The 21,423-nt window shown below is 63.1% G+C and carries 19 protein-coding genes; 6 read left to right on the top strand and 13 right to left on the bottom strand.

Annotated features, from left to right (window positions below; all coding sequences use genetic code 11):
• From NR193_RS14270 to NR193_RS14250, 5 genes are all read left to right on the top strand, one after another.
• On the top strand, positions 1-1,518 hold the full coding sequence (locus NR193_RS14270; protein WP_256751448.1) for a GMC oxidoreductase: 1,518 nt from the start codon (positions 1-3) through the stop codon (positions 1,516-1,518).
• Positions 1,515-2,276: a 3-ketoacyl-ACP reductase gene (locus NR193_RS14265; protein ID WP_256751447.1), complete on the top strand. Its 762-nt coding sequence runs from the start codon at positions 1,515-1,517 to the stop codon at positions 2,274-2,276. The genes NR193_RS14270 and NR193_RS14265 overlap by 4 nt, the downstream gene beginning before the upstream one ends.
• 12 nt (positions 2,277-2,288) lie before the next feature.
• Positions 2,289-3,917: a GMC family oxidoreductase gene (locus NR193_RS14260; RefSeq protein ID WP_256751446.1), complete on the top strand. Its 1,629-nt coding sequence runs from the start codon at positions 2,289-2,291 to the stop codon at positions 3,915-3,917.
• 9 nt (positions 3,918-3,926) lie between these two features.
• A complete protein-coding gene (locus tag NR193_RS14255) occupies positions 3,927-4,244 on the top strand; it encodes a Dabb family protein (RefSeq protein WP_256751445.1) in 318 nt (105 codons plus the stop codon).
• Between the two features lie 91 nt (positions 4,245-4,335).
• A complete protein-coding gene (locus NR193_RS14250) occupies positions 4,336-5,553 on the top strand; it encodes an MFS transporter (RefSeq protein ID WP_256751444.1) in 1,218 nt (405 codons plus the stop codon).
• Positions 5,554-5,559: 6 nt separating this feature from the next.
• On the opposite strand, the gene NR193_RS14245 is transcribed toward NR193_RS14250, so the two are convergent.
• The 13 genes from NR193_RS14245 to NR193_RS14185 form a co-directional block, all read right to left on the bottom strand.
• Complete coding sequence (locus NR193_RS14245; RefSeq protein WP_256751443.1) at positions 5,560-6,405, bottom strand: EamA family transporter; 846 nt, start codon at positions 6,403-6,405, stop codon at positions 5,560-5,562.
• Between the two features lie 7 nt (positions 6,406-6,412).
• A complete protein-coding gene (locus NR193_RS14240; protein ID WP_256751442.1) occupies positions 6,413-7,330 on the bottom strand; it encodes an endonuclease/exonuclease/phosphatase family protein in 918 nt (305 codons plus the stop codon).
• Positions 7,331-7,429: 99 nt separating this feature from the next.
• Complete coding sequence (locus NR193_RS14235) at positions 7,430-8,980, bottom strand: sodium:proton antiporter (protein WP_256751441.1); 1,551 nt, start codon at positions 8,978-8,980, stop codon at positions 7,430-7,432.
• Positions 8,981-9,369: 389 nt separating this feature from the next.
• Positions 9,370-10,434 (bottom strand): ABC transporter ATP-binding protein, encoded by a 1,065-nt coding sequence (locus NR193_RS14230; protein WP_256751440.1) that lies wholly within the window; start codon positions 10,432-10,434, stop codon positions 9,370-9,372.
• A 16-nt stretch (positions 10,435-10,450) separates the two neighbouring features.
• Positions 10,451-11,242, bottom strand: coding sequence for an ABC transporter permease (locus NR193_RS14225; RefSeq protein ID WP_091577904.1), 792 nt, complete (start codon positions 11,240-11,242; stop codon positions 10,451-10,453).
• Positions 11,239-12,153: an ABC transporter permease subunit gene (locus NR193_RS14220; protein ID WP_091577905.1), complete on the bottom strand. Its 915-nt coding sequence runs from the start codon at positions 12,151-12,153 to the stop codon at positions 11,239-11,241. Before NR193_RS14220 ends, NR193_RS14225 begins: the two co-directional genes overlap by 4 nt.
• 64 nt (positions 12,154-12,217) lie before the next feature.
• Positions 12,218-13,324 (bottom strand): ABC transporter substrate-binding protein, encoded by a 1,107-nt coding sequence (locus NR193_RS14215; RefSeq protein ID WP_091577907.1) that lies wholly within the window; start codon positions 13,322-13,324, stop codon positions 12,218-12,220.
• A gap of 242 nt (positions 13,325-13,566) precedes the next feature.
• The gene (locus NR193_RS14210; protein WP_256751439.1) at positions 13,567-14,739 is read right to left on the bottom strand and encodes an iron-containing alcohol dehydrogenase; all 1,173 of its coding nucleotides are present in this window, start codon (positions 14,737-14,739) and stop codon (positions 13,567-13,569) included.
• 17 nt (positions 14,740-14,756) lie between these two features.
• Entirely contained in the window at positions 14,757-16,142 is a 1,386-nt protein-coding gene (locus NR193_RS14205) for an aldehyde dehydrogenase family protein (RefSeq protein ID WP_256751438.1), read from the bottom strand.
• Between the two features lie 16 nt (positions 16,143-16,158).
• Positions 16,159-16,521, bottom strand: a complete 363-nt coding sequence (locus tag NR193_RS14200) for a hypothetical protein (RefSeq protein WP_256751437.1) — start codon at positions 16,519-16,521, stop codon at positions 16,159-16,161.
• Positions 16,522-16,524: 3 nt separating this feature from the next.
• Positions 16,525-17,895, bottom strand: coding sequence for a glutamine synthetase family protein (locus tag NR193_RS14195; RefSeq protein WP_256751436.1), 1,371 nt, complete (start codon positions 17,893-17,895; stop codon positions 16,525-16,527).
• An 87-nt stretch (positions 17,896-17,982) separates the two neighbouring features.
• Positions 17,983-19,545, bottom strand: coding sequence for an amino acid permease (locus NR193_RS14190; RefSeq protein WP_256751435.1), 1,563 nt, complete (start codon positions 19,543-19,545; stop codon positions 17,983-17,985).
• Between the two features lie 21 nt (positions 19,546-19,566).
• Positions 19,567-20,385, bottom strand: a complete 819-nt coding sequence (locus NR193_RS14185) for an N-formylglutamate amidohydrolase (protein ID WP_256751434.1) — start codon at positions 20,383-20,385, stop codon at positions 19,567-19,569.
• 144 nt (positions 20,386-20,529) lie between these two features.
• On the opposite strand from NR193_RS14185, the gene NR193_RS14180 reads away from it, so the two are divergent.
• Complete coding sequence (locus NR193_RS14180; protein ID WP_256751433.1) at positions 20,530-21,357, top strand: MurR/RpiR family transcriptional regulator; 828 nt, start codon at positions 20,530-20,532, stop codon at positions 21,355-21,357.
• Positions 21,358-21,423 lie beyond the last annotated feature (66 nt).

The raw sequence follows: 21,423 nt of genomic DNA, 5'->3' as shown, positions 1-21,423 counted from the left end.
ATGACCAATCCGGACATCGTCATCATCGGCTCCGGCATCGGCGGCGCCACGATCGCTTCCGGACTTGCCGGCAGCGGCGCCTCGATCCTGATGCTGGAGCGCGGCGAGCCGTTGCCGGCGACCCCGCATGCGCGTGACACACGCTCCATCTTCGTCGACGGCCATTACCGGCCGAAGGAGATGTGGCGCGAAGCCGGCGGTGCCGCCTTCAACCCCGGCAACTACTACTATGTCGGCGGCAATTCGAAGTTCTATGGCGCGGTGCTGATCCGCTACCGCAAGGAAGATTTCTCCGCCATGGAGCATTTCGGCGGCGTCTCGCCAGCCTGGCCGTTTTCCTACGACGAATTCGAGCCCTGGTATTCCAGAGCCGAACAGCTGTTTCGCGTGCGCGGTACGCTGGGCGAGGATCCGACCGAGCCATTCCACTCGATCCCCTACGCCTTCAAGCCGGTGCCCGACGAGACGCCGATCGCGCGTGCCCGCGCCGAACTCAAGGGTCTTGGCCTCCACCCTGCCTCGCTGCCGCTCGGCGTCGACATCGACACCTGGCTGAGGGAGGGCAAGACCGGCTGGGACGCTTTCCCGAACACCGGCCAGGGCAAGGTCGATGCGCAAACGGGACCGCTGACGGCGGCGCTGACCGACCAGAACATCAAGCTCGAGACCGGCGCTTATGTCGAATATCTCGAGGTGTCGCCTGACGGCAAAACCATATCAGCCATTCACTATCGCCAGAATGGCAAGGTGAAAAAGGTGACACCGAAGCTGGTCATCCTGTCCGCCGGCGCGGTCAATTCCGCCGTCATCCTGCTGCGTTCGCCCTCGCCCGGCAACAGCAAGGCAGGTGGCAAGGGCCTCGCCAACCGCTCCGACCAGGTTGGCCGCAATTTCATGAATCACAATTCGAGCGCCATGCTGGCGATCGATCCGCGCCGCCGGAACGATGCCGTCTACCAGAAGACGCTGATGCTGAATGACTATTATCTGTCCGACGGCAAGGGCGGCAAGCCGCTCGGCAACGTCCAGCTGCTCGGCAAGATCGACGGCAATATGCTCAGGGCCAATGTGAAGTTCGCGCCGAGATTCGCGCTCGACTTCATGGCCGGCCACGCGGTCGACTGGTACCTGATGTGCGAGGACCTGCCCGATCCCGAAAGCCGCATCATGGTCGATGGCAAGGATATCGTCATGCAATGGCGGCGCTCCAACATGCAGTCGTTGGACGGCCTGACCAAGGTGATGCGCGAGAATTTCCGCGCCTGCGGCTACCCCATCGTGCTTTCGCGCCCCTTCGACAAGCGCACCCCTTCCCACCAGTGCGGCACGGTGAGGATGGGCGATGATCCCGCCACCGCGCCGCTTGATCCCTTCTGCCGCTCGTTCGACCACCAGAACCTGTTCGTCGTCGACGGCGGCTTCCTGCCGAGCTCGGCAGCCGTCAATCCGGCGCTATCGATCGCCGCGCAAGCGCTGCGTGTCGCCGACCACATCCGCAAGACGGAGTTGGCGGCATGAGCCGCCCTGCAGCAATTGTCACCGGCGGCGCGCGCGGCATTGGCCTTGCCTGCGCCGAGGCGCTGGCGGATGCCGGCTTCGACATTCTCGTTGCCGACCTTGCTGAAAAAGCTGCCGATGAACTCACCGCCAACCTCACCGCACGCGGCGCGACATCCGCCTACCATCGGTGTGACATCGCCGATCTCTCCGCTCACGCCACACTTGTCGATGCGGCGATCCGCGCCTTCGGCCGCATCGACTGCCTGGTCAACAATGCCGGCGTCGGCGCCGTCGTGCGCGGCGACCTGCTCGAACTGAAACCGGAGAATTTCGATCGCGCAATCGGTATCAACCTGCGCGGCACCGTCTTCCTCAGCCAGGCGGTGGCCAGGGCGATGCTGGCGGCACCTGCCGACTCGCCGAGATCGATCATCACCATCACCTCGGTCAGCGCCGAAATGGCCTCGCCGGAACGATCGGACTACTGCATCTCGAAGGCTGGCCTTTCGATGTGGGTGAAAAACCTGGCTCTCAGGCTCGCCGCCGAGAATATCGGCGTCTTCGAGCTGCGGCCGGGCATCATCCGCACCGACATGACGGCAGGCGTGGCCGCCAAGTACGACGCCTTGATCGACGGTGGACTGGTGCCGGCAAAGCGCTGGGGCGAGGCCGCCGACATCGGCGCCGTGGTGGCGACCCTGGCTGGCGGCAAGCTCGGCTTCTCGACCGGCTCGATCATCAATGTCGACGGCGCGCTCTCCGTGCCGCGACTGTAAGTGGATAGTGTCATGACCGACTACATCATCGTGGGCGCCGGCCCTGCCGGTTGCGTTCTGGCCAACCGGCTGAGCGAAGACCCATCCAATTCCGTGCTTCTGCTGGAAGCCGGCGGCAAGGACTGGCATCCCTACATCCACATGCCGGCGGGCTTCGCCAAGATGACCAAGGGCATCGCTTCCTGGGGCTGGTCGACCGTGCCGCAGAAGCACATGAAGGATCGCGTCTTCTGGTACACGCAGGCCAAGGTGGTCGGCGGCGGTTCTTCCATCAACGCCCAGATCTACACGCGCGGCAATGCCCGCGACTATGATGCCTGGGAGAAGGAAGAGGGCCTGACCGGCTGGGGCTATCGCGACGTGCTGCCCTACTTCAAGCGGGCCGAGAACAACCAGCGCTACGCCAACGATTTTCACGGAGACCAGGGGCCGCTCGGCGTGTCCAACCCGATTTCACCGCTGCCGATCTGCGAGGCCTATTTCCGTGCCGGCCAGGAAATGGGCATTCCCTTCAATCCGGATTTCAACGGCGCTGCCCAAGAAGGCGTCGGCTATTATCAGCTCACCCAGAAGGATGCCCGGCGCTCCTCCGCCTCCGTTGCCTATCTCAAGCCGATCCGGGCGCGTAAGAACCTGACCGTCAGGACCGATGTGCTGGTGACCCGCGTCGTCGTCGAGAAAGGCCGCGCCATCGGCGTCGAAATCGTCGACAGGCCAGGCGGGCAAAAGACGATCCTGCGCGCCGAGCGCGAGGTGATCGTCTCGTCCGGCGCCATCGGCTCGCCCAAGCTCCTGCTGCAGTCCGGCATCGGTCCGGCCGACCATTTGAAGTCGGTCGGCGTGACGCCGGTACACGATCTGCCCGGCGTCGGCTCCAACATGCAGGACCATCTCGACCTGTTCGTCATCGCCGAATGCACCGGCGACCACACCTACGACAACTACGCCAAGCTGCACCGCACGGCGTGGGCTGGGCTGCAGTATCTGCTGCTGAAAAAGGGGCCCGTGGCCTCCAGCCTGTTCGAGACCGGCGGCTTCTGGTACGCCGACCCGACAGCCGCCTCGCCCGACATCCAGTTCCATCTCGGCCTCGGCTCCGGCATCGAGGCCGGCGTCGAGAAGTTGAACAATCCGGGGGTCACCCTGAACTCGGCCTTCCTGCGGCCACGCTCGCGCGGCACCGTGCGGCTGAAGAGCGGCGACCCGGCCGACCATCCGCTGATCGACCCGAATTACTGGTCCGATCCCTATGATCGCGCCATGTCGATCAAGGGGCTGCGGCTGGCGCGCGAGATCATGCGGCAGAGGGCGCTTGCCCCTTATGTGCTGCGCGAGGTGCTGCCCGGCCCGTCACTCGCCAGCGACGACGAGCTGTTCGACTATGCCTGCCGCAGCTCCAAGACCGATCACCACCCTGTCGGCACCTGCCGCATGGGCCATGACGACATGGCGGTGGTAACGCCGGATCTGCGGCTGCGCGGCATCGAAGGCCTGCGCGTCTGCGACGCTTCGGTGATGCCGCGCGTGCCCTCCTCCAACACCAACGCGCCAACCATCATGGTCGGCGAGAAGGGTGCCGATCTGGTTCTCGGCCGCGAGCCGCTGCCGCCGGCGGTGTTTTCCGGAAACCGGGCTGCGTAGGGGAAGAAAATGATCAGGCACTGTGTCTTCGTCAAATTCCGCAATGATGTCGGCGTCGGTGAACGCAAGGCGATCCACGCCGACCTCGAGGCATTGCGGCAGGTGATCGACGGCATGGATGCGGTCCAATTCAGCGCCAATGTCAGTCCCGAACCGTTCGCCCGCGGCTTCACGCATGGCTTCACCATCGATTTCCGCGATGCCGCCATACGCGACGCCTATCTCGTGCATGAAGCCCACCAGCGCGCCGGTGCCCGGCTGGTCGCGGCGCTCGAAGGCGGCACGGACGGATTGATGGTCTTCGATCTCGATCTTACGAAAAAGTGACAGCCGGTTTTTCGAAAGCCGGCTGATGGCTGTTCTCTTTTGCCAATCGGGCAACATATCGTTGCTCGGGGGATGGCAAAGGAGAAGCGCCTTGAACCTAACCACGCAGCAGAAGAAAACCGTCCTCGCCTCTTTCCTGGGCTGGACGCTCGACGCCTTTGATTTCTTCCTTCTGACATTCCTGCTCACGGATATTGCGACTGAATTCCAGACCGACGTCCCGGCAGTCTCCAAGGCGCTGTTCCTGACCCTGGCGACGCGCTTCATCGGCGCATTTTTCTTCGGCATGCTTGCCGACAAATACGGCCGCAAGCCCATCCTCATGCTCAACATCGTCAGCTACTCGGTGATCGGAGCACTGGCCGCCTTCTCGCCCAATCTGGGCATCTTCCTGGCGCTGCGCGCCCTGTTCGGCATCGCCATGGGCGGCGAATGGGGGCTTGGCAGTTCGCTTGCCATGGAATCCATCCCGCCCGGCGCGCGCGGCATGGTCTCGGGCATCCTGCAATGCGGCTATCCGGCCGGCTACCTCCTGGCGGCGGTGGTCTACGGCCTGCTCTATCAACAGACCATCGGCGGCTACACGATCGGCTGGCGCGCCATGTTCCTGCTCAGCTTCGTGCCGGCCCTGATTGTCCTGTTCATCCGCTCGCACGTGCCGGAATCGCCGGCTTTCGTCGAAGCGCGGAAGACCGCCAGGCCGGGCCTCCTGGAAACGCTGCAAAAGCACTGGGGCGTCGCCCTTTATGCCGTCGTGCTGATGATGTTCTTCAATTTCTTCAGCCATGGCACGCAGGACCTCTACCCGACCTTCCTGAAGAAGCAGCATGGCTTTGATCCGCATACGGTGAGCTGGATCACCATCGTTGCCAATATCGGTGCCATCGTCGGCGGCCTGGCGTTCGGCGCGCTGTCCGAGAAGATCGGCCGCGTCAACGCCATCACCCTGGCGTGCCTGATTGCCTTGCCGTCGATACCGTTGTGGGCCTACAGCACCACGCCTTTCATGCTGGCCATCGGCGCCTTTGTCATGCAGGTCGCGGTCCAGGGCGCCTGGGGCGTCATTCCGGTGCACCTCAACGAGCTTTCGCCGGGTGCGGTGCGTGCCACCTTGCCTGGTTTCATCTATCAGGCCGGCAACCTCGCCGCATCCTATGGCGGGCCCTATCAGGCAGGCATCGCGGAAAGCGCCGGCGGCAGCTACGGCTACGCGCTGGCGCTTTTTGCCGGCGTGGTCGCCGTCTGCATCATCGTCGTCATCCGCTTCAGTCCGGAGCGACGCGGCCAGGTGATGACCGTGCTCGGCTGACGGCAGTTATCCCAGTCGCAGTGCCACGACACCGGCGACGATGCTGAGCGCGGCAGCGCCGCGCCAGCCCGTCATCTTCTCGCCCAGCGCGAAGACCGAGATCATCATCGCGAACAGGATCGAGGTCTCGCGCAGCGACGCCACCGAGGCGATCGGCGCCTTGGTCATCGCCCACATCACGATCCAGTAGGCAGCGCCGCTGAGCACACCGGTGAACAGCCCCGTCTTCCAGTCGCGCGCCAGCACCGGCAGCGACCTCGGCCCGCGGAAGACGATGCACAGCACCAGCGCCCAGAGCGCGTCGCAGATGAACAGCCAGGCGGCATAGCTCGACGCGGTGGCGGCGAGCCGCGCGCCACTGCCGTCCGACAGTGTATAGCTGGCGATGAAGATCGAGGTGCCAAGCGCGAAACCAACGGCGCGCAGGTTCAGCTTTTCCAGATGCGCGCCACCGCGAAACGACATCACCAGCGTGCCGGCCGACAACAGGGCGATGCCGAGAATGGCGAGCGGCGCCGGAACCTCCTTGACCACCAACATGCCGCCGAGGGCCGCGAGCAAAGGCGCGGTGCCGCGCGCCAGCGGATAGGTCTGGGCGAAATCGCCGGCCTTGTAGGCGCCGATGAGGAATGTCCGGTAGCCCATGTGGAAGAAGACCGAGGCGATGATGTAGGGCCACACTTCGGCTTTCGGCACTTCGACGAAAGGCAGCGCCACGAGGGCAGCAGTGCCCATGCCGAGCGTCATCAACGTGATCGACAGGAAACGGTCGAGGTGCACCTTGACCAGCGCGTTCCAGATTGCGTGCATGGCGGCGGCGGCAAGCACCGCGAAAAAGACGAACAAGGTCATGTGCGGCTCATCGGCCTCCAGAAATGGTGGCGATGCCCGATGTTTCCAGGTCGATGTCGATCCGCAGCGGGAAATGGTCCGACGCAACCTCGCCGATATCGGCGCTGACCGAGCGCACGCGCCCGGCGAACATGCCGCCGACGAAGCAATGGTCGAGCCGGCGCTTGGTCAGCTTGCCGTCGATGGTCTTCACATGGGTGTGGAAATCCGCGGCCGGCTCGCCGGCGACGGCAGCCGCATCGACGAAGCCGTCGAGATAGGCGGCCCCGCGATGATAGGGCGTGCTGCCGACGATGCGGCGGTATTCGGCGCTGCCCGGTTCCATGTTGAAGTCGCCCATCCAGATCGCCGCCAGCGGGTTTTCCGGCTCGCCTTCGCCGCTGGTCCAGTTGCGCGCCGGCTCGTCATCGATGCCGCTCCACGGGCCGCCATCGGAAGGCGCCCGGCGGTGCTCGGCAAGCAGATGGTCGATCTGCTCCAGCCGCTCCTCGGCCGCGATGTGGGCGAGATGCAGCGACAGCACCCGCACCGGACCCGCCGGCGTGCGGATCATGCATTCGAGCGCCGCGTTGCGGGTGTTGAGCGGCCGCAGCGTACGGCGCATCGGCAGCGCATGCAGCCGTGACCAGACGATCGGCAGCTTCGACAGCACCATGGTGCCGAACTGCCGGCGCCGGTTGACGATCTGCCCATCACGCCGCTCGCTGGCATCCATGTCGAAGGCCGGGCCATAGACCCAGTGATAGTCGGGCAGCAGGCGGGAAAGCAGTTCGGGCTGGTCGTCGAAATTGCTGCGCTGCCAATGGCGCTCGACTTCCTGCAAGGCAATAATATCGGCACCGGCAACAATGCGCGCGGCACGCGAAAGATCGTAGCGACCGTCACCGCCGAATCCGTACTGGATGTTGTAGCTGACCAGCTTCATTGCTTATCCGGCTCAATTTCGATGTTGGCAGTAACGGTTCGACGATGGCCTTGCAATGGACCGCCACGATGGCGTGGCTGGGCCAGGAGCAGACACCCCCTATGTGGTAAGAGGCTGGAAGCGCCCAGCGGGCGAGGCCGCCAGTTCCGACCAGTCGATTTCCTCTTCCAGGCGATGGTAGGCTTCGTCGCCGATCGTGCCGTTGCGGCGCAGTTCCTCCAGCGTGTCACGCTGGCTGTTGATGGCATAGAGGCGCAGCCGGTCATATTCCGTCGCAGCCTGCGCGTTTTCCGGGTTTTCGGCGATCGTGCGCTGGGCCGTATATTGCTCGCGCACGGCAGCGGCGGCATTCGATGTCTTGCCGCTCAACACGTTGAGCGCGGCCTGCATGATGGCGACACGCGCCCGCGCCACTTCGCGGTCGACTGTCGTGTCCGGATCAAGGCTGAGCGCCTTCAGCAATGGCTTGAGCGTCATACCTTGCAGCACCAGTGTGCCGAGAACGACCGCGAAAGCGGCAAGCACGATCGGATCGCGGCCAGGGAAATTGGCCGGCAGGGCAATGGCGGCCACCAGCGTCACCAGCCCGCGCATCCCGCACCAGCCGACGAGCAAGCCGCCGCGAACCGAAGGCGCTTCTCGCCTTCGGTCCTCGCTGCCGAACCGGGCAAGCCATCTGATGATCACGCCGTAACCCAACACCCAGGCGAGGCGGGACACGATGACGACGGCCAGCACCGTTGCGGCGAAGACGAATGCTTCGCCCTGGCCATCCCCGGCAAGCCGGCCGACGATCGACCGTGCCTGCAGGCCCATCAGCACAAAGGCCAGCACGTTGAGCACGAAGACCGCCGACTCCCACACCGAATAGGTGCTGACACGTCTCCTTGCCGACATGCGGCGCGGCGCGCGGCGCGCAAGCGTCATGGCATAGACGACGATGGTGATGATGGCCGAAAGGCCCAGCCTGTCCGCCAGGATCCAGACGCCGAATGTCCCGGCGAACTGCACCACGGTGCTGCTTGCCGCATCCTCGATACGGGTAAGCGTCAGCAGCGAAAAGCGGCCAAGCAGATAACCCGCGACCAGACTGCCAATGGTTGACAGCAGGATCGTCGGAATGGCGTTGCTCAGCATGATCGCGCCTATCGCTGCCGAAACCGCCAGCCGGTAAATCAACAGCGCTGTGGCATCATTGAGCAGGCTTTCTCCCTGCAGGATGGCGGTGATGCGGTGCGGCACCTTGAATTGCCCGAGCACGGCACTTGCGGCCACCGCATCCGGCGGAGCAACGATGGCGCCGAGCGCTATTGCCGCCGCGATCGGCAGCCCGGCCATCTTCCAGCCGACAAAGGCGACGACCGCCGTGGTGAAGATGACGGCGCCGAGCGCCAGCAGCACGAGCGACAGCCGATACCGGTTGAGATCCCGCAACGATGTGTCGTAGGCCGCATCCAGAAGCACCGGCGCGATGAACAGCGCCAGCGCCAGCTCCGGGTCGATCTCGATCGTCGGCGCGCCGGGCACGAAGGCAATCCCAACTCCGGCCAAAGCCAGCAGGGACGGATAAGGAATCTCCAGCCGTCGCGACAGTGCCGTCAGCGCGACGGCGATCAGCAGGAGGACAAGTGTGAGTTCGAAAAGAGCCATGGCTCGTTATATCCGGAACCAGAACTGTCGGCAGTAGCTGGCCAACAACATGCCGTTGATTGGTCGTCGCGTACAAGCCGACCGGCGGAACGCCTGGAACTTGTGGCGTACCGCGCCCGGCATGCCGCACGAGCCCACACCGCGCGGATGGAAGGGCTGCCTGACTTTCAGATGGTGGTGCAGCCGTTCATAGCGCCGGCTCGAAAACGCCCGATGTGGGCGGGCCTGGGTGTGTCGAGATTGAGGTCACGCCGAGTCGAAGACGGTCGCGAAGCGACCAAACAAGGTGGCTTTCTAGAACCGGAGCGGAGCGTACTCAAAGTGGGTGAGCGCCGGAAGCGCAGGAAACCGCCATTTGCAGGCCGGCATCACCTGAATATCGGCACGGCCTAGTGCAGCACCAGCATATCGCTCGACGAAAACGAAATCTCGGCCTTCTCGCCGACCGCTGGTGGCGGCGTTGCCGGGCTGTTGAACGTGTCGAGCGAGACCGTGTTGCCGCCAATGCCGACCCGAACCCGGATGACAGAGCCGAGGAAATGCACTTCCGAGATCTCGCCGGACAGGCTGGAATCGCGACCGGGCTGGCGGCCGAGCGAAATGGCTTCCGGACGCAGCGCCAGCGACAAAGTATCTCCCGACTTGGATCCGTTGAGCTTGCCCTTGAGCAGGACTTCCTCGCTGTTGACGCGAACCTTCCCCGACGCGGCGTCGGTGACGGTGCCTTCCAGCACGTTCAGCGTGCCAACGAAATTGGCGACGAACTTGGTCGCCGGGCGGTTGTAGATCTCGAACGGCGTACCCACCTGCTCTGCCTTGCCGCCATACATGACTGCGATGCGGTCCGAGATCGACAGCGCCTCCTCCTGGTCGTGCGTCACGAAAATGGTGGTGATGCCGAGCTTCTTCTGGATCGAGCGGATTTCCTCGCGCAGCGACACGCGCACCTTGGCGTCGAGCGCGGACAGCGGCTCGTCGAGCAGCAGCAGTTTCGGCTTGGGCGCGATGGCGCGGGCCAGCGCGATGCGCTGCTGCTGACCGCCCGAGAGCTGATAAGGATAGCGGTCCGCCATCTGCGGCAGCTTGATGATGCCCAGCATTTCGGCGACCCGGGCATCGATGTCCGCCTTGGACATGCCCGCCACCTTCAAGCCGAAGCCGATGTTCTGCGCCACGGTCAGGTTCGGGAACAGCGCATAGGCCTGGAACACCATGCCGACATTGCGCTGGTTGGGCTTCAGCCTTGTGATGTCCTTGCCGCCTACGACGATCTTGCCGGCGCTCGGCTCCTCGAAGCCGGCGACCATGCGCAGCACGGTGGTCTTGCCGCAACCGGACGGCCCGAGGAAGGAGACAAATTCGCCCCGCTCGACGTCGAGATTGAAATCCTCCACGACCGTGGTGGCGCCGAAGGACTTTCGAACGTGCTGGATGGAGAGGAACGGGTCGGCCATGGAGTTGTTCTTTCGATCAGTTCGGGCGGTTCGCCGATTTCGGCGCGAAGCGGGACAGGATCTGGATCAACGACATGCACCCCCAGGTGATGGCGAAGGCGATGATGGCGAGGGCCGCCGGCTCATAGGCGCGGTTGGCACCGATGTTCTGCAGGTAGGGACCGAAGGCCGGCCGATTGAGCAGGCTCGCCATGGTGAATTCGCCGATGACGATCGCAAAGGTGAGGAAGGCGCCAGAGAGCACCGCGATCAGCACGTTGGGCAGGATGACGCGGGTGATGATGGTTCCCCAACCGGCCCCCAGAATCTGCGCCGCTTCAGTCAGTGTGCGCACATCGATGGTGCGCAGACCCGTATCGACGGCTCGATACATATAAGGCAGCGCCAGTGTCGCATAACCGATGACCAGCAAGGCGTTGGTGCCCGTGTCGGTCGCCAGGAACGGCAGCGGTGAATTCGAGCCATACATTCTGATATAGCCGAAGACGATGACGATGGCCGGGATGACCAGCGGCAGCAGCGTGATGAACTCGACGACCGGCCTGAGTTGCGGCAGGCGAAGCCGGATCCAGTAGGCAGCCGGCACCACGATGAGCACGCCAAGAATGATGGTGAAGACGGCGGCAAGCACCGAATAGCCGAACGTCGCCTGGAAGCGTGCGTCGCCCAGCACGACCTTGTAGGCGTCGAAGGAATAGACGCCGCGCCGCATGCGCATGGAGAACTCCACTGTCGCGATCAGCGGAATGAAGAAATAGGCCGCGCCAAGCGCGAAGACGACCCAGGCCCAGAACCTGCCAGCCTTCATTTGAGCCACCTCTCGGAGCGGGTGCGGAACCAGATGTAGAAGACATTGGCAAGACCGGTGATGACGATCATGCCGAAGGCTATGGCATAGCCGAGATGGGCATTGTGCAGCACGTCTCCACGGATCTGGGCATAGAGCAGGATCGGCACGATGTTGAGCGACGAGCCGGTCAACGCATAGGCGGTGGCGATGGCGCCGAAGGCATTGGCGAACAACAGGATCACGGTGCCGAGGAAACTCGGCCAGATCACCGGAATGACCACCATGCGCCAGTACTGCGCCATGGTCGCGCCCAGCGTCGCGGCGGCCTCGCCCCATTCCTTCTTCAGCCCGTCGATGGCTGGCACGATGATGACCACCATCAGCGGGATCTGGAAATAGACATAGGTCAGCGTCAGGCCCCAGAACGACAGGATGTTGAAGCCGTGCGCATAGATGTTGAGGCCGAACAGGGTGTTCAGGAGCACCGTCGCAAGGCCGAGCCGGCCGAGTGTGGCGAGGAAGGCGAAAGCCAGCGGCACGCCGGCAAAATTGGAGGCGACGCCGGAAAACGTCAGTGTGGCCGAACGTATCCAGTCCGGCAGGCCGCCGCGTACGATGGCGATGGCAATCGCCAGGCCCGCAAAGGCGCCAATCAGCGACGAGGCCAGGCTGACCTTGATCGAAATCCAGTAGGCGGCGACGATCGACGGCTGTGCCAGCGCCGCAATATTCTCGAAGGTGAACTCACCCGCATCATTCTGGAAAGCGCCCAGCATCAGATAAAGCGTGGGCAGGATCAGGAACATGATGGCGAAGATGAAGAACGGCGCGACGCCAAGCCATTGCGTCGGCAGCCGCAAGGCGCGCGCCTCACCGGGGGGTACGGTCTTCCCCGCGATGGCCTGATTGGAAAGCGAGAGATCGGTCATGCGCCGGCTACCGTCATCGAGGGAGTCCGGGCGGCCACGCGGCCGCCCGGATCGATTTCAAGTCTTACTTGACGTTGGCGCCGACAACGGCGTCCCAGTTCTTGGTGATGGCTTCCTTGGCCTTGCCCTGCTCGTCGAGCGTCGGGAACACCGCGGCCGCGTAGGACTCGGCCGGAGGCAGCTTGGCCAGCACATCCGCCGGGATCTTGTTGTTCTTGGCAAGATCGTTGAAGCGGATCGGGTGGCAGTAGCCCTTCAGCCAGGCGATCTGGCCTTCGTCGGAATAGAGGTATTCCAGCCAGAGCTTGGCTGCATTCGGGTGCGGCGCAAAGGCGCTGATCGCCTGCACGTAGACGCCGGCGACAACACCGGTCTTCGGCACGACGACGTCGACGGGCGGGTTGCCCTTCAGCGTGTCGCGGCCGGCGAGCGCGTTGTAGTCCCAGGTGACCAGGATCGGGGTCTGACCCTGGGCGAGCGTGGCGGCCTTGCCGATGACCGGCACGAAGTTGCCGGCGGCGTTGAGCTTCTTGAAGTAGTCGAGGCCGGCGGTGCCGGCGGCTTCGCCAGCGGCGGCGCCTGACGACAGGCCGGCGGCGTAAACCGCCTGGATGGCCTGGTTCGAGGCGCGCGGATCACCGGCAAGGGCGACCGAGTTGGCGAATTCCGGCTTCAGCAGGTCGGCCCAGTCCTTCGGCGATTCCTTGACCAGGTCCTTGTTCACCTGGAAGGAAAGCACGCCGTAATAATCGCCGGTCCAAAACCCTTCCGCATCCTTGGCGCTGTCGGGGATCGAGTCCCAGGTCGACACCTTGTAAGCCTGGATCAGGCCATCCTTCTTGGCGGACGGACCGAACGACAGGCCGACGTCGATGACGTCGGGAGCCTGCGGGCCCTTGTTGTCCTTGTTGGCCTTGATCGCCTCGACCTCGTCGCCGGAACCGGCATCGGGGTTGAGTTCGTTGATGGTGATTTCCGGATACTTCGCCTTGAAGCCGGCGATGACGTCGCCGTAGCCGCACCAGTCATGCGGCAGGGCGATGGTGGTGAGTTGGCCTTCTGCCTTCGCGGCCTTGACGAGATCGTCCATAGAAGCCGAGGACGAAATCACCGTTGACGCAAAAAGCGCCGCGGCCGAAAGGGAAAGCACCTTCCCCGTGAATTTGAACATGTGTTCTCTCCGTTGAACTGACGCCGTTGGACGCCTGCGATGCGGTATCGTTTTCATGTGACAGCCAGATGAAAGCTTTGTGAAACCGGCTGCTCGCAGTACGAAAAAGTAAACTCTTTTTAACCTGATGTAGCAATCGCCTCGCGATTCTTTTTCCGGCTAACTAGTTTCTGCCTTGCCCGTCATCCTCCCCCTTGTTTTTGTAGCCCCTTTTCAGATCAATTTCCCGTGCGGAAAACGTCTCAAACCGTGCCGGCGATGGCGTTTTCGAGCAACGTCAGCGCGGCCTTCTTGGTCAGCTTGACCGGGTTGCCGCCGGCGGTCGGATCGACCACCGCCATGTCGGCGATCAGCCCCTTGCGCTTCTTGTCCATGTCGAGACCCTTGATCAGGCCCGGCAGCGCATGCGGCACCTTCAATTCCTTGCGCAGCTTGATGATCGCCTTGGCAAAGCCGTCGAAGCCACCCTTGATGCCGCAATAGGCGGCGAGCCGCGCGATGCGCACCTCGATGGCATCGCGGTTGAAGGCCAGCACATAGGGCATGAACACGGCGTTGGTCATGCCGTGATGGGTGTCGTAGAGCGCGCCGACCGGATGCGACAGCGAGTGGATGGCGCCGAGCCCCTTCTGGAAGGCGGTGGCACCCATGGCGGCGGCGCTCATCATATGGGCGCGCGCGACGAGATTCTTGCCGTTGGCATAGGCCTTCGGCAGGTTCTCGAAAACGAGCCGGACACCTTCGACGGCGATGCCGTCGGCCATCGGATGATAGCCCGGCGCGCAATAGGCTTCGAGACAGTGGGCGAGCGCGTCCATGCCGGTGCCGGCTGTGATGAAGCCCGGCATGCCGACCGACAGTTCGGGATCGGCGATGACGATGGCCGGCAGCAGCTTGGGATGGAAGATGACCTTCTTGGTGTGCGTCGCCTCGTTGGTGATGACGCCGGCGCGGCCGACCTCCGATCCGGTGCCGGCTGTGGTCGGCACGGCGATGATCGGTGCGATCGCATCCGAATTGGCGCGTGTCCACCAGTCGTCGACATCCTCGAAGTCCCATACCGGCCGCGTCTGGCCGGCCTGGAAAGCGATCAGCTTGCCGAGATCGAGCGCCGAGCCGCCGCCGAAGGCGATGACGCCGTCATGCTTGCCCTTCTTGAACACGGCGATGCCGGCGGTGAGGTTGGATTCGACCGGGTTGGGCCTCACCTCGGAAAAGACGCCATAGGGGACCTTGGCATCGTCGAGGATCTTCAAGGTCGAAGCGACGACCGGCAATTTCGCCAGGCCCGGATCGGTGACGAAAAGCGGCCGCTTGATGCCGGTGGCCGCCAGAACCTCAGGCAGTTCCTTGATGCGCCCGGCGCCGAAGCGGACGGTGGTGGGGTAGTTCCATTTGGAGATCAGCTTGGACATTTTTGTCTCTCAATAAATCAGATGGCTTCACGCAGGTGGAATGACTTCGGCCTTGTCAGATTGTCATAGCCGATCGCCGACAGTGCAGCACCCTTCCCAGTGTCCTTTACGCCGGTCCAGACCAGGGCCGGATCGAGATAGTCGCAACGGTTCATGAACACCGTGCCGGTCTCGACACGATTGCCGATCGCCACCGCGTGCTCGGTGTCGCGCGTCCAGATCGAGGCCGTCAGCCCATAGGCGCTGTCGTTCATCAGCGCGATCGCCTCCTCGTCGTTGCGCACCTTCATGATGCCGACGATCGGGCCGAAGCTCTCCTCGCGCATGACGCTCATCTGGTGATCGACTTCGGTCAGCACTTCCGGCGCCAGATAGGGCGAGCCGGCCTTGTCGTTGGCCACCCTCATGTTGATGTGCGCCTTGGCACCCTTGCGCAGCGCCTCGGCCTTCTGTTCGCGGATCAGGTCGGCGAAGCGCGCCTGCGCCATCGGCCCCATCGTCGTCGCCTGATCGAGCGGGTTGCCGACCACGTAGTTCTTCGTCTCGGCGATGAAGCCTTCGACGAATTCGTCATAGACCTTCTCATGCACATAGACGCGCTCGATGCCGCAGCAGCACTGGCCGGAATTGTAGAAGGCGCCGTCGACCAGATTGGCGACGGCATGATCCATCTTGGCGTCCGGCAGCACGTAGGCCGGATCCTTGCCGCCAAGCTCGAGGCCGAGCGTCATGAAGGTACCCGCCGCCGCCTTTTCGATGGCGCGGCCGCCGGCGACCGAACCGGTGAAGTTGACATGGTCGATCTTGCCCGAGCCGAGCAGCTTCTCGGTCTGGGCGTGGTTGAGCACGACATTCTGGAACACGCCCTTGGGCAGGCCGGCCTTGTCGAAGGCTTGGCTGAAACGCTCGCCGACCAGCAGCGTCTGCGCCGCATGCTTGAGGATGACGGCGTTGCCGGCCATCAGTGCCGGCACGATGGTGTTGACGGCGGTGAGGTAAGGATAGTTCCACGGCGCGATCACCATGACCACGCCGAGCGGATCTTTCTTCACATAGCGGCGGAACCCTTCCTTCGGGTTGGAGGCCGGCACCGGCCGCAACGCCGCCTCGGCGATCTCGACCATGTAGTTGGTGCGTTCCTTGACGCCGCCGAACTCGCCGCCGTAACGCACCGGACGCCCCATCTGCCAGGCGATCTCCGGCACGATCTCGTCGGTCATCGCGACCAGCGCCTCCAGCATGGCGAGCATGTACTTGCCGCGTTCGACGATCGGCGTCTCAGCCCACTTCTCCTGCGCCGCCTTGGCGCGCTCGACCGCGGCATTGATCGCCTGGTCCGTCGCCACCGGCCGCTCGGCATAGATCGAGCCATCGACGGGGGATTTTATTCTCACGGTTTCCAACTACGCACTCCTGAGTTCAATTTCCTACGACGGTTGTAAGTCCGAACCAGACGTCTCCGACGTCTGGTTCACGCATACCTTCCGATAGCCAAGTCTTCACAACCTTGTCGATTATTTCGTCGGACTTAGTTCCATAGCGTGGTTCGACAACCCAGACTTTTTCCTGCCCTGTTATCGGCATGGCCCCTTTGGCCAACAGACCTTTCAGTGCCTCTCTAGTGAACTCTTCAAGATCTCGTCCTTCGAACCCAAACTCGTGACGCCCCACTGGAATGATCTGCCATAAGCCTACTGCATCTACCTGCAGCTCGTTCGGAATAAGCGCAATCCATTCTCCAGCCGATGTATCAAACGAGCGATGGAGCTTGTCTCGATCCATTGCCTAATACCGCTCGAACCCCCTGTGCAGTTCCCAATCCGTGATGCGGCGGTCGTATTCGAACTGCTCCCACTTTGCAGTGTGGACATAGTGTTCGAGCACGTCATCGCCGAGCGCCTGCTTCAGCATCTTCGACTTCGCCAGCGTCTCGGTGGCATCGCGCAGCGTCTTCGGTATCTCCGGCAGTCGTGACGCCTGATAGGCGTCGCCGACGAAAGGCTTCTGCAGCTCGAGCTTCTCATCGATGCCGGCAAGGCCTGCGGCGATCAGCGCGGCAAAGGCGAGATAGGGGTTGAGGTCGGCGCCGCCGATGCGGCATTCCATGCGGATGCCCTTGGTGCCCTCGCCGCACAGGCGGAAGCCGGCGGTGCGGTTGTCCTCGCTCCACATGATCTTGGTCGGCGCGAAGGTACCGGCCTGGAAGCGCTTGTAGGAATTGATGTAGGGCGCCAGGAACCAGGTGAACTCCTTGGCATACTTCAACTGCCCGGCCGCCCATTGCTGGCCGAGCGTCGACAGTGTCCACTCCGCCTTCTTGTCGAAGAACAGCGGCGTCTTGCCGTCGGCGCTCCATAGCGAATTGTGGATGTGGCTGGAATTCCCGGCGAACCCGTAATTGTACTTGGACATGAAGGAAATCGCCTTGCCCTCGGACTCGGCAATCTCCTTGGCGCCGTTCTTCAGGATAACGTGGCGATCGGCCATGTCGAGCGCCTCGGCATAGCGCACATTGATCTCTTCCTGGCCCGGGCCCCACTCGCCCTTGGAGTTCTCGATCGGGATGCCGGCCGCTTCCATCTCGTTGCGAAGCCGGCGCATGACGCCTTCTTCCTTGGTGGTGATGCCGATCTGGTAGTCGCCGATATAGGGCGATGCGGTGTCGAGGCCCTGCCAATGCTTCTTGCGGGCGGAATCGTAGGTCTCGTTGAACAGATAGAATTCAAGCTCGGAAGCGAAATAGCCGATATAGCCACGCTCCGTCAGCCGCTTGACCTGCTTCTTCAGGATGGCGCGTGGCGAATGCGGCAGGTCGTCATGGGTGTGGTGGTCGAGCACGTCGCAGATCACCAGCGCCGTCTTCTCCAGCCACGGAATGCGCCGCAATGTCGCCAGGTCCGGCTTCATGACGAAATCGCCATAGCCCTTGGACCAACTCGCCGCCTTGTAGCCCGGCACCGGCTCCATATCGATGTCGGCGGCCAGGAGGTAGTTGCAGCCATGCGTTTCATCATGCGCGGAATCGACGAAGTATTGCGCCAGGAAGCGTTTCCCTACCAGCCGGCCCTGCATGTCGACGATGCAGGCCAGCACCGTGTCGATCTCGCCGCTGGAGACCGCCTTCTTCAACTGATCGAACGAGAAATTTCCGGCCATTCCTTTGGCACTCCAGCGCTTTTCGATTGAGCAGATAAATCGAGACCATGGCCGGCACGATGCCGGCCATGGCGATGATGACTGAGTTCAGTGGCCGGTCTCGCCGACCGCCAGCTCGGCAGCCGCGATGGCAGCCTGGCGCTTGGCGATCTGGTCGCCGATCGGCGGGCCCTGGAAGCGGCGATTCTCGAAACCGAACCAAAGCACGGCGGTCAGCACGATGAAGCCAATGGTGATGTAAAGCACCTTGTCGTTCGGCGGCTGGATGGCAATGTAGAAGATGATCACCATGCCGACGAGCGACAGAACGCAGAACAGCTTGAACACGCCGCCACCGAGGTTCCACGGGCCCGGGTTCGGCCATTTCGCGGTTCCGAAGGCCATCATGCCGAGCATGATCGGGATGATGAAGGACAGGAACAGGAACACCAGCGTCGAATTGACGACGATGGTGTAGATGTTGGTGCCCCCGATCGAAATGAACTGAGCAAGAAAGACGTAGATGATCTCAAGGATCGCGGCGGTCCAGATGGCGTTGACCGGCGTGCGCCAGGTCGGGCTGACTTTGGCGAGAGACGCGGAACCGACCGGCATGCCACCATCGCGAGAGAAGGCAAACAGCATGCGCGAAGCCGATGTCACCGTGGCGAGACCGCAGAGGAACTGCGCGATCAGGATTCCCAGATAGAGCAGTTCCTTCAGCCACACCGGCAGGATCGTGTCCATGGTGGCGAAGAACACGTTCCAGCCCTGCTTGGCACCTGCCGCCAAGTCCGGGATCGCCAGAACGATAGCGCATAGCATCACCCAGCCGATCAGCGAGGACCAGACCACCGACGATACGATCGCCCGCGGAACCGAGTGCGCAGCCTTCAGTGTTTCTTCCGACGTGTGCGCCGACGCGTCATAGCCGGTGATGGTGTAGACCGGCAAAAGCAGGCAGAGCAGGAAAAGATAGCTCATGGAGTCGCTCTGTGGGAAAACGCCGCCGCCTGCGTCACCAGAATAATTGGTGAAGGTCCACAGCCGCGTGACGTCGATCGCTGGCGCAAACACCAGGCAAGCCACGATCAACACCGCGGTCGTTCCGAGAATGATGAAGCCGGAGGCGTCGGTCAACATCGCGGTCAACTTGATGCCGAAATGATTGAGCAAGGCCTGCAGGACCGTAATGAAAGCGACGAAGCCGACAATTTCGCCTGGCGTGCCGGTCATCCCGAACCAGCTTCCGAACGTTCCTGTGAAGAAGAACGCAGTGCCGATGTTGATCGCGCCGAGCACCGTGATCAGACCGAGCAGGTTGAGCCAGGCGGTGAGCCAGCCGGTGAAGCGGTTGCCGAGGATCGACGCCCAGTGATAGAGGCCGCCGGCGGTCGGAAACGCCGAAGCGATCTGCGCCATGGCGAGGGCGAAAAACCCGGAAACGGCACAGCCCACGATCCAGCCGATGCCCGCACCGGCGCCGCCGACCGACGAGGTTGCCTGGGCGAAGGAATTGATGCCGCCCGACAGGATGCAGATGATCGAGAACGAGATGGCGAAGTTCGAGAAGCGGCTCATGCTTCGCGACAGTTCCTGGGCGTAGCCCATACCGTGGAGTACCTTCAGGTCCTCCTTCTTGTCGACTTCCGTATAGTCTTGCGTTGACATTTTGAGTCCCCTTTTACGTTCTTAGCTGGCCGATTGTACTGACTTGCCGACTGCGCTTGGTCGAGAGCCCTTGGCCTCCTCTGGCTCCAGATCCGAAAAAATGCCCGTAAGCAGATCCGCCCATTTCCGCTGCCCGGCTTCGCCGGCGATTTCGTCATTGCGGATTTCGATCATCGCGCACGGCAAGCCGCGCGAACGTGCGTGGCGTTCCAGCGTGAAATAGACGCGGTCGGCCGGCGAATAGGGCTCGTTGACGCCGACGGTGACCCCGGCAAGCCGCTTCAGCGCGGCAATCAGCGGCGACGCCAGCCGGCGATCATCGTCGTGGATGATGCCGATATGCCAGGGCCGGTTGCGGCCCTTGTAGACCGGCGTGAAGGAATGCACGGAAACCAGGCGGGTCTCCTGGCCGCGCGCCAGCCTGTCTTCGACAATGTGTTCGATGGCGCCATGGAACGGCTGCCACGACAGGGCAACACGCGCCGCGCGCTGCTTCTCCGACAGGCCGGTATTGCCAGGTATCGCCGTGGTCTCGCTGACCGGCGGCACCAGGTCTGGCGCGTCGAGCGGCCGGTTGCAGTCGATGACGAGGCGAGAAATGCGGGTTTCGACCAGCGTCGCGTCGAGCGCCTCGGCCATGCGCAGCGCAACCGGCAGCGCGCCCGGGTCCCAGGCGATGTGGCGGGACAGGTCCTCGGCGGCGAGGCCCAACGTTCCGAATTCGGCCGGCAGAAAATTCGAGGCGTGATCGCAGGTCAGCACGAAAGGGCTCGATCCGCCCGGGTTCGTCACCCTTACGGTATCAGACGATGCAAGGCTGGCGGGCCGTGCTTTCTCCATAGTCTGCCGTCCCCGGGGAGCGCTGTATCGTATGTTACGTATTTTGCCTCATTGCGTCCCTATGGATGATTTCATACAGTTTGTCCGGCTTTGTCAAATACGATTTCGGAAAAGACCGTGGGCCAGGCCAGGGATGGGGAAAAGATGATTTCCAGCATTGCCGAATTGATCGCCGACCGCATCGGCACGATGCCGGCCAGCGAACGGCGGGCAGCACAGACGCTGATCGCCAGCTATCCTATGATCGGCCTGAAAACGGTTGCCGAATTCTCGGCCGCGGCCGGCGTTTCCTCGCCGACGATCCTGCGCTTCGTAGCCCGGCTCGGCTTCCAGAACTATCCGGAATTCCAGTCGAGCCTGCAGGATGAACTGGCGGCACAACTGCAATCCCCGGCGACAAGGACGCTCAACCCGCCCTCGCCCGGCGGCGGCACCGTGTCACCAATGCTGGAAGCGACGCTCGACAACATGCGCGAGACCTTCAGGCATCTGTCCGACAAGCAGCTTGCCGACATCGCGGCCCGGCTCGCCGACCGGCGCGGCAAGACGTTCCTGATCGGCGGCCGCTTCACCGATCCGCTGGCGCGTTACATGGCCGCCCACCTCGCCATCATTCAGCCCGATGTCTTTCACCTCGCGGGACAGGAAAGCATGTGGCGCGACCGGCTGATCGACATGGGCAAGCGCGACGTGCTGGTGATCTTCGACATCAGGCGCTACCAGGACAGCCTCGTCCGCTTCGCCGAGAAGGCGCATCAGCGCGGCGTGCAGATCGTGCTGTTCACCGACCAGTGGCTGTCGCCGATCGCCCGCTTTGCCCGCCATGTCATCGCCGGACGAACCGCGGTGCCATCGGCATGGGATTCCTCCGCTGCCCTGTTCGTCGTGGCCGAAACGCTGATCGGCGCCGTCACGAGGCAACTGGAAGCAAAAGGCGCCAAGCGCATCCGCGAGATGGAAAACCTGCGTTAGGCCGCCAACGTTACGTCGAGTCGATCTCATCTCGATCTCGTCGACCTCATCGGCCCGAGCCGCGTC

Origin of the sequence: Mesorhizobium sp. Mes31, from assembly GCF_024519675.1 — a bacterium.
Lineage (GTDB): Bacteria > Pseudomonadota > Alphaproteobacteria > Rhizobiales > Rhizobiaceae > Mesorhizobium.
The sequence above is the reverse complement of the archived record's forward strand: the minus strand, read 5'-3'. Positions and strand labels throughout refer to the sequence as shown.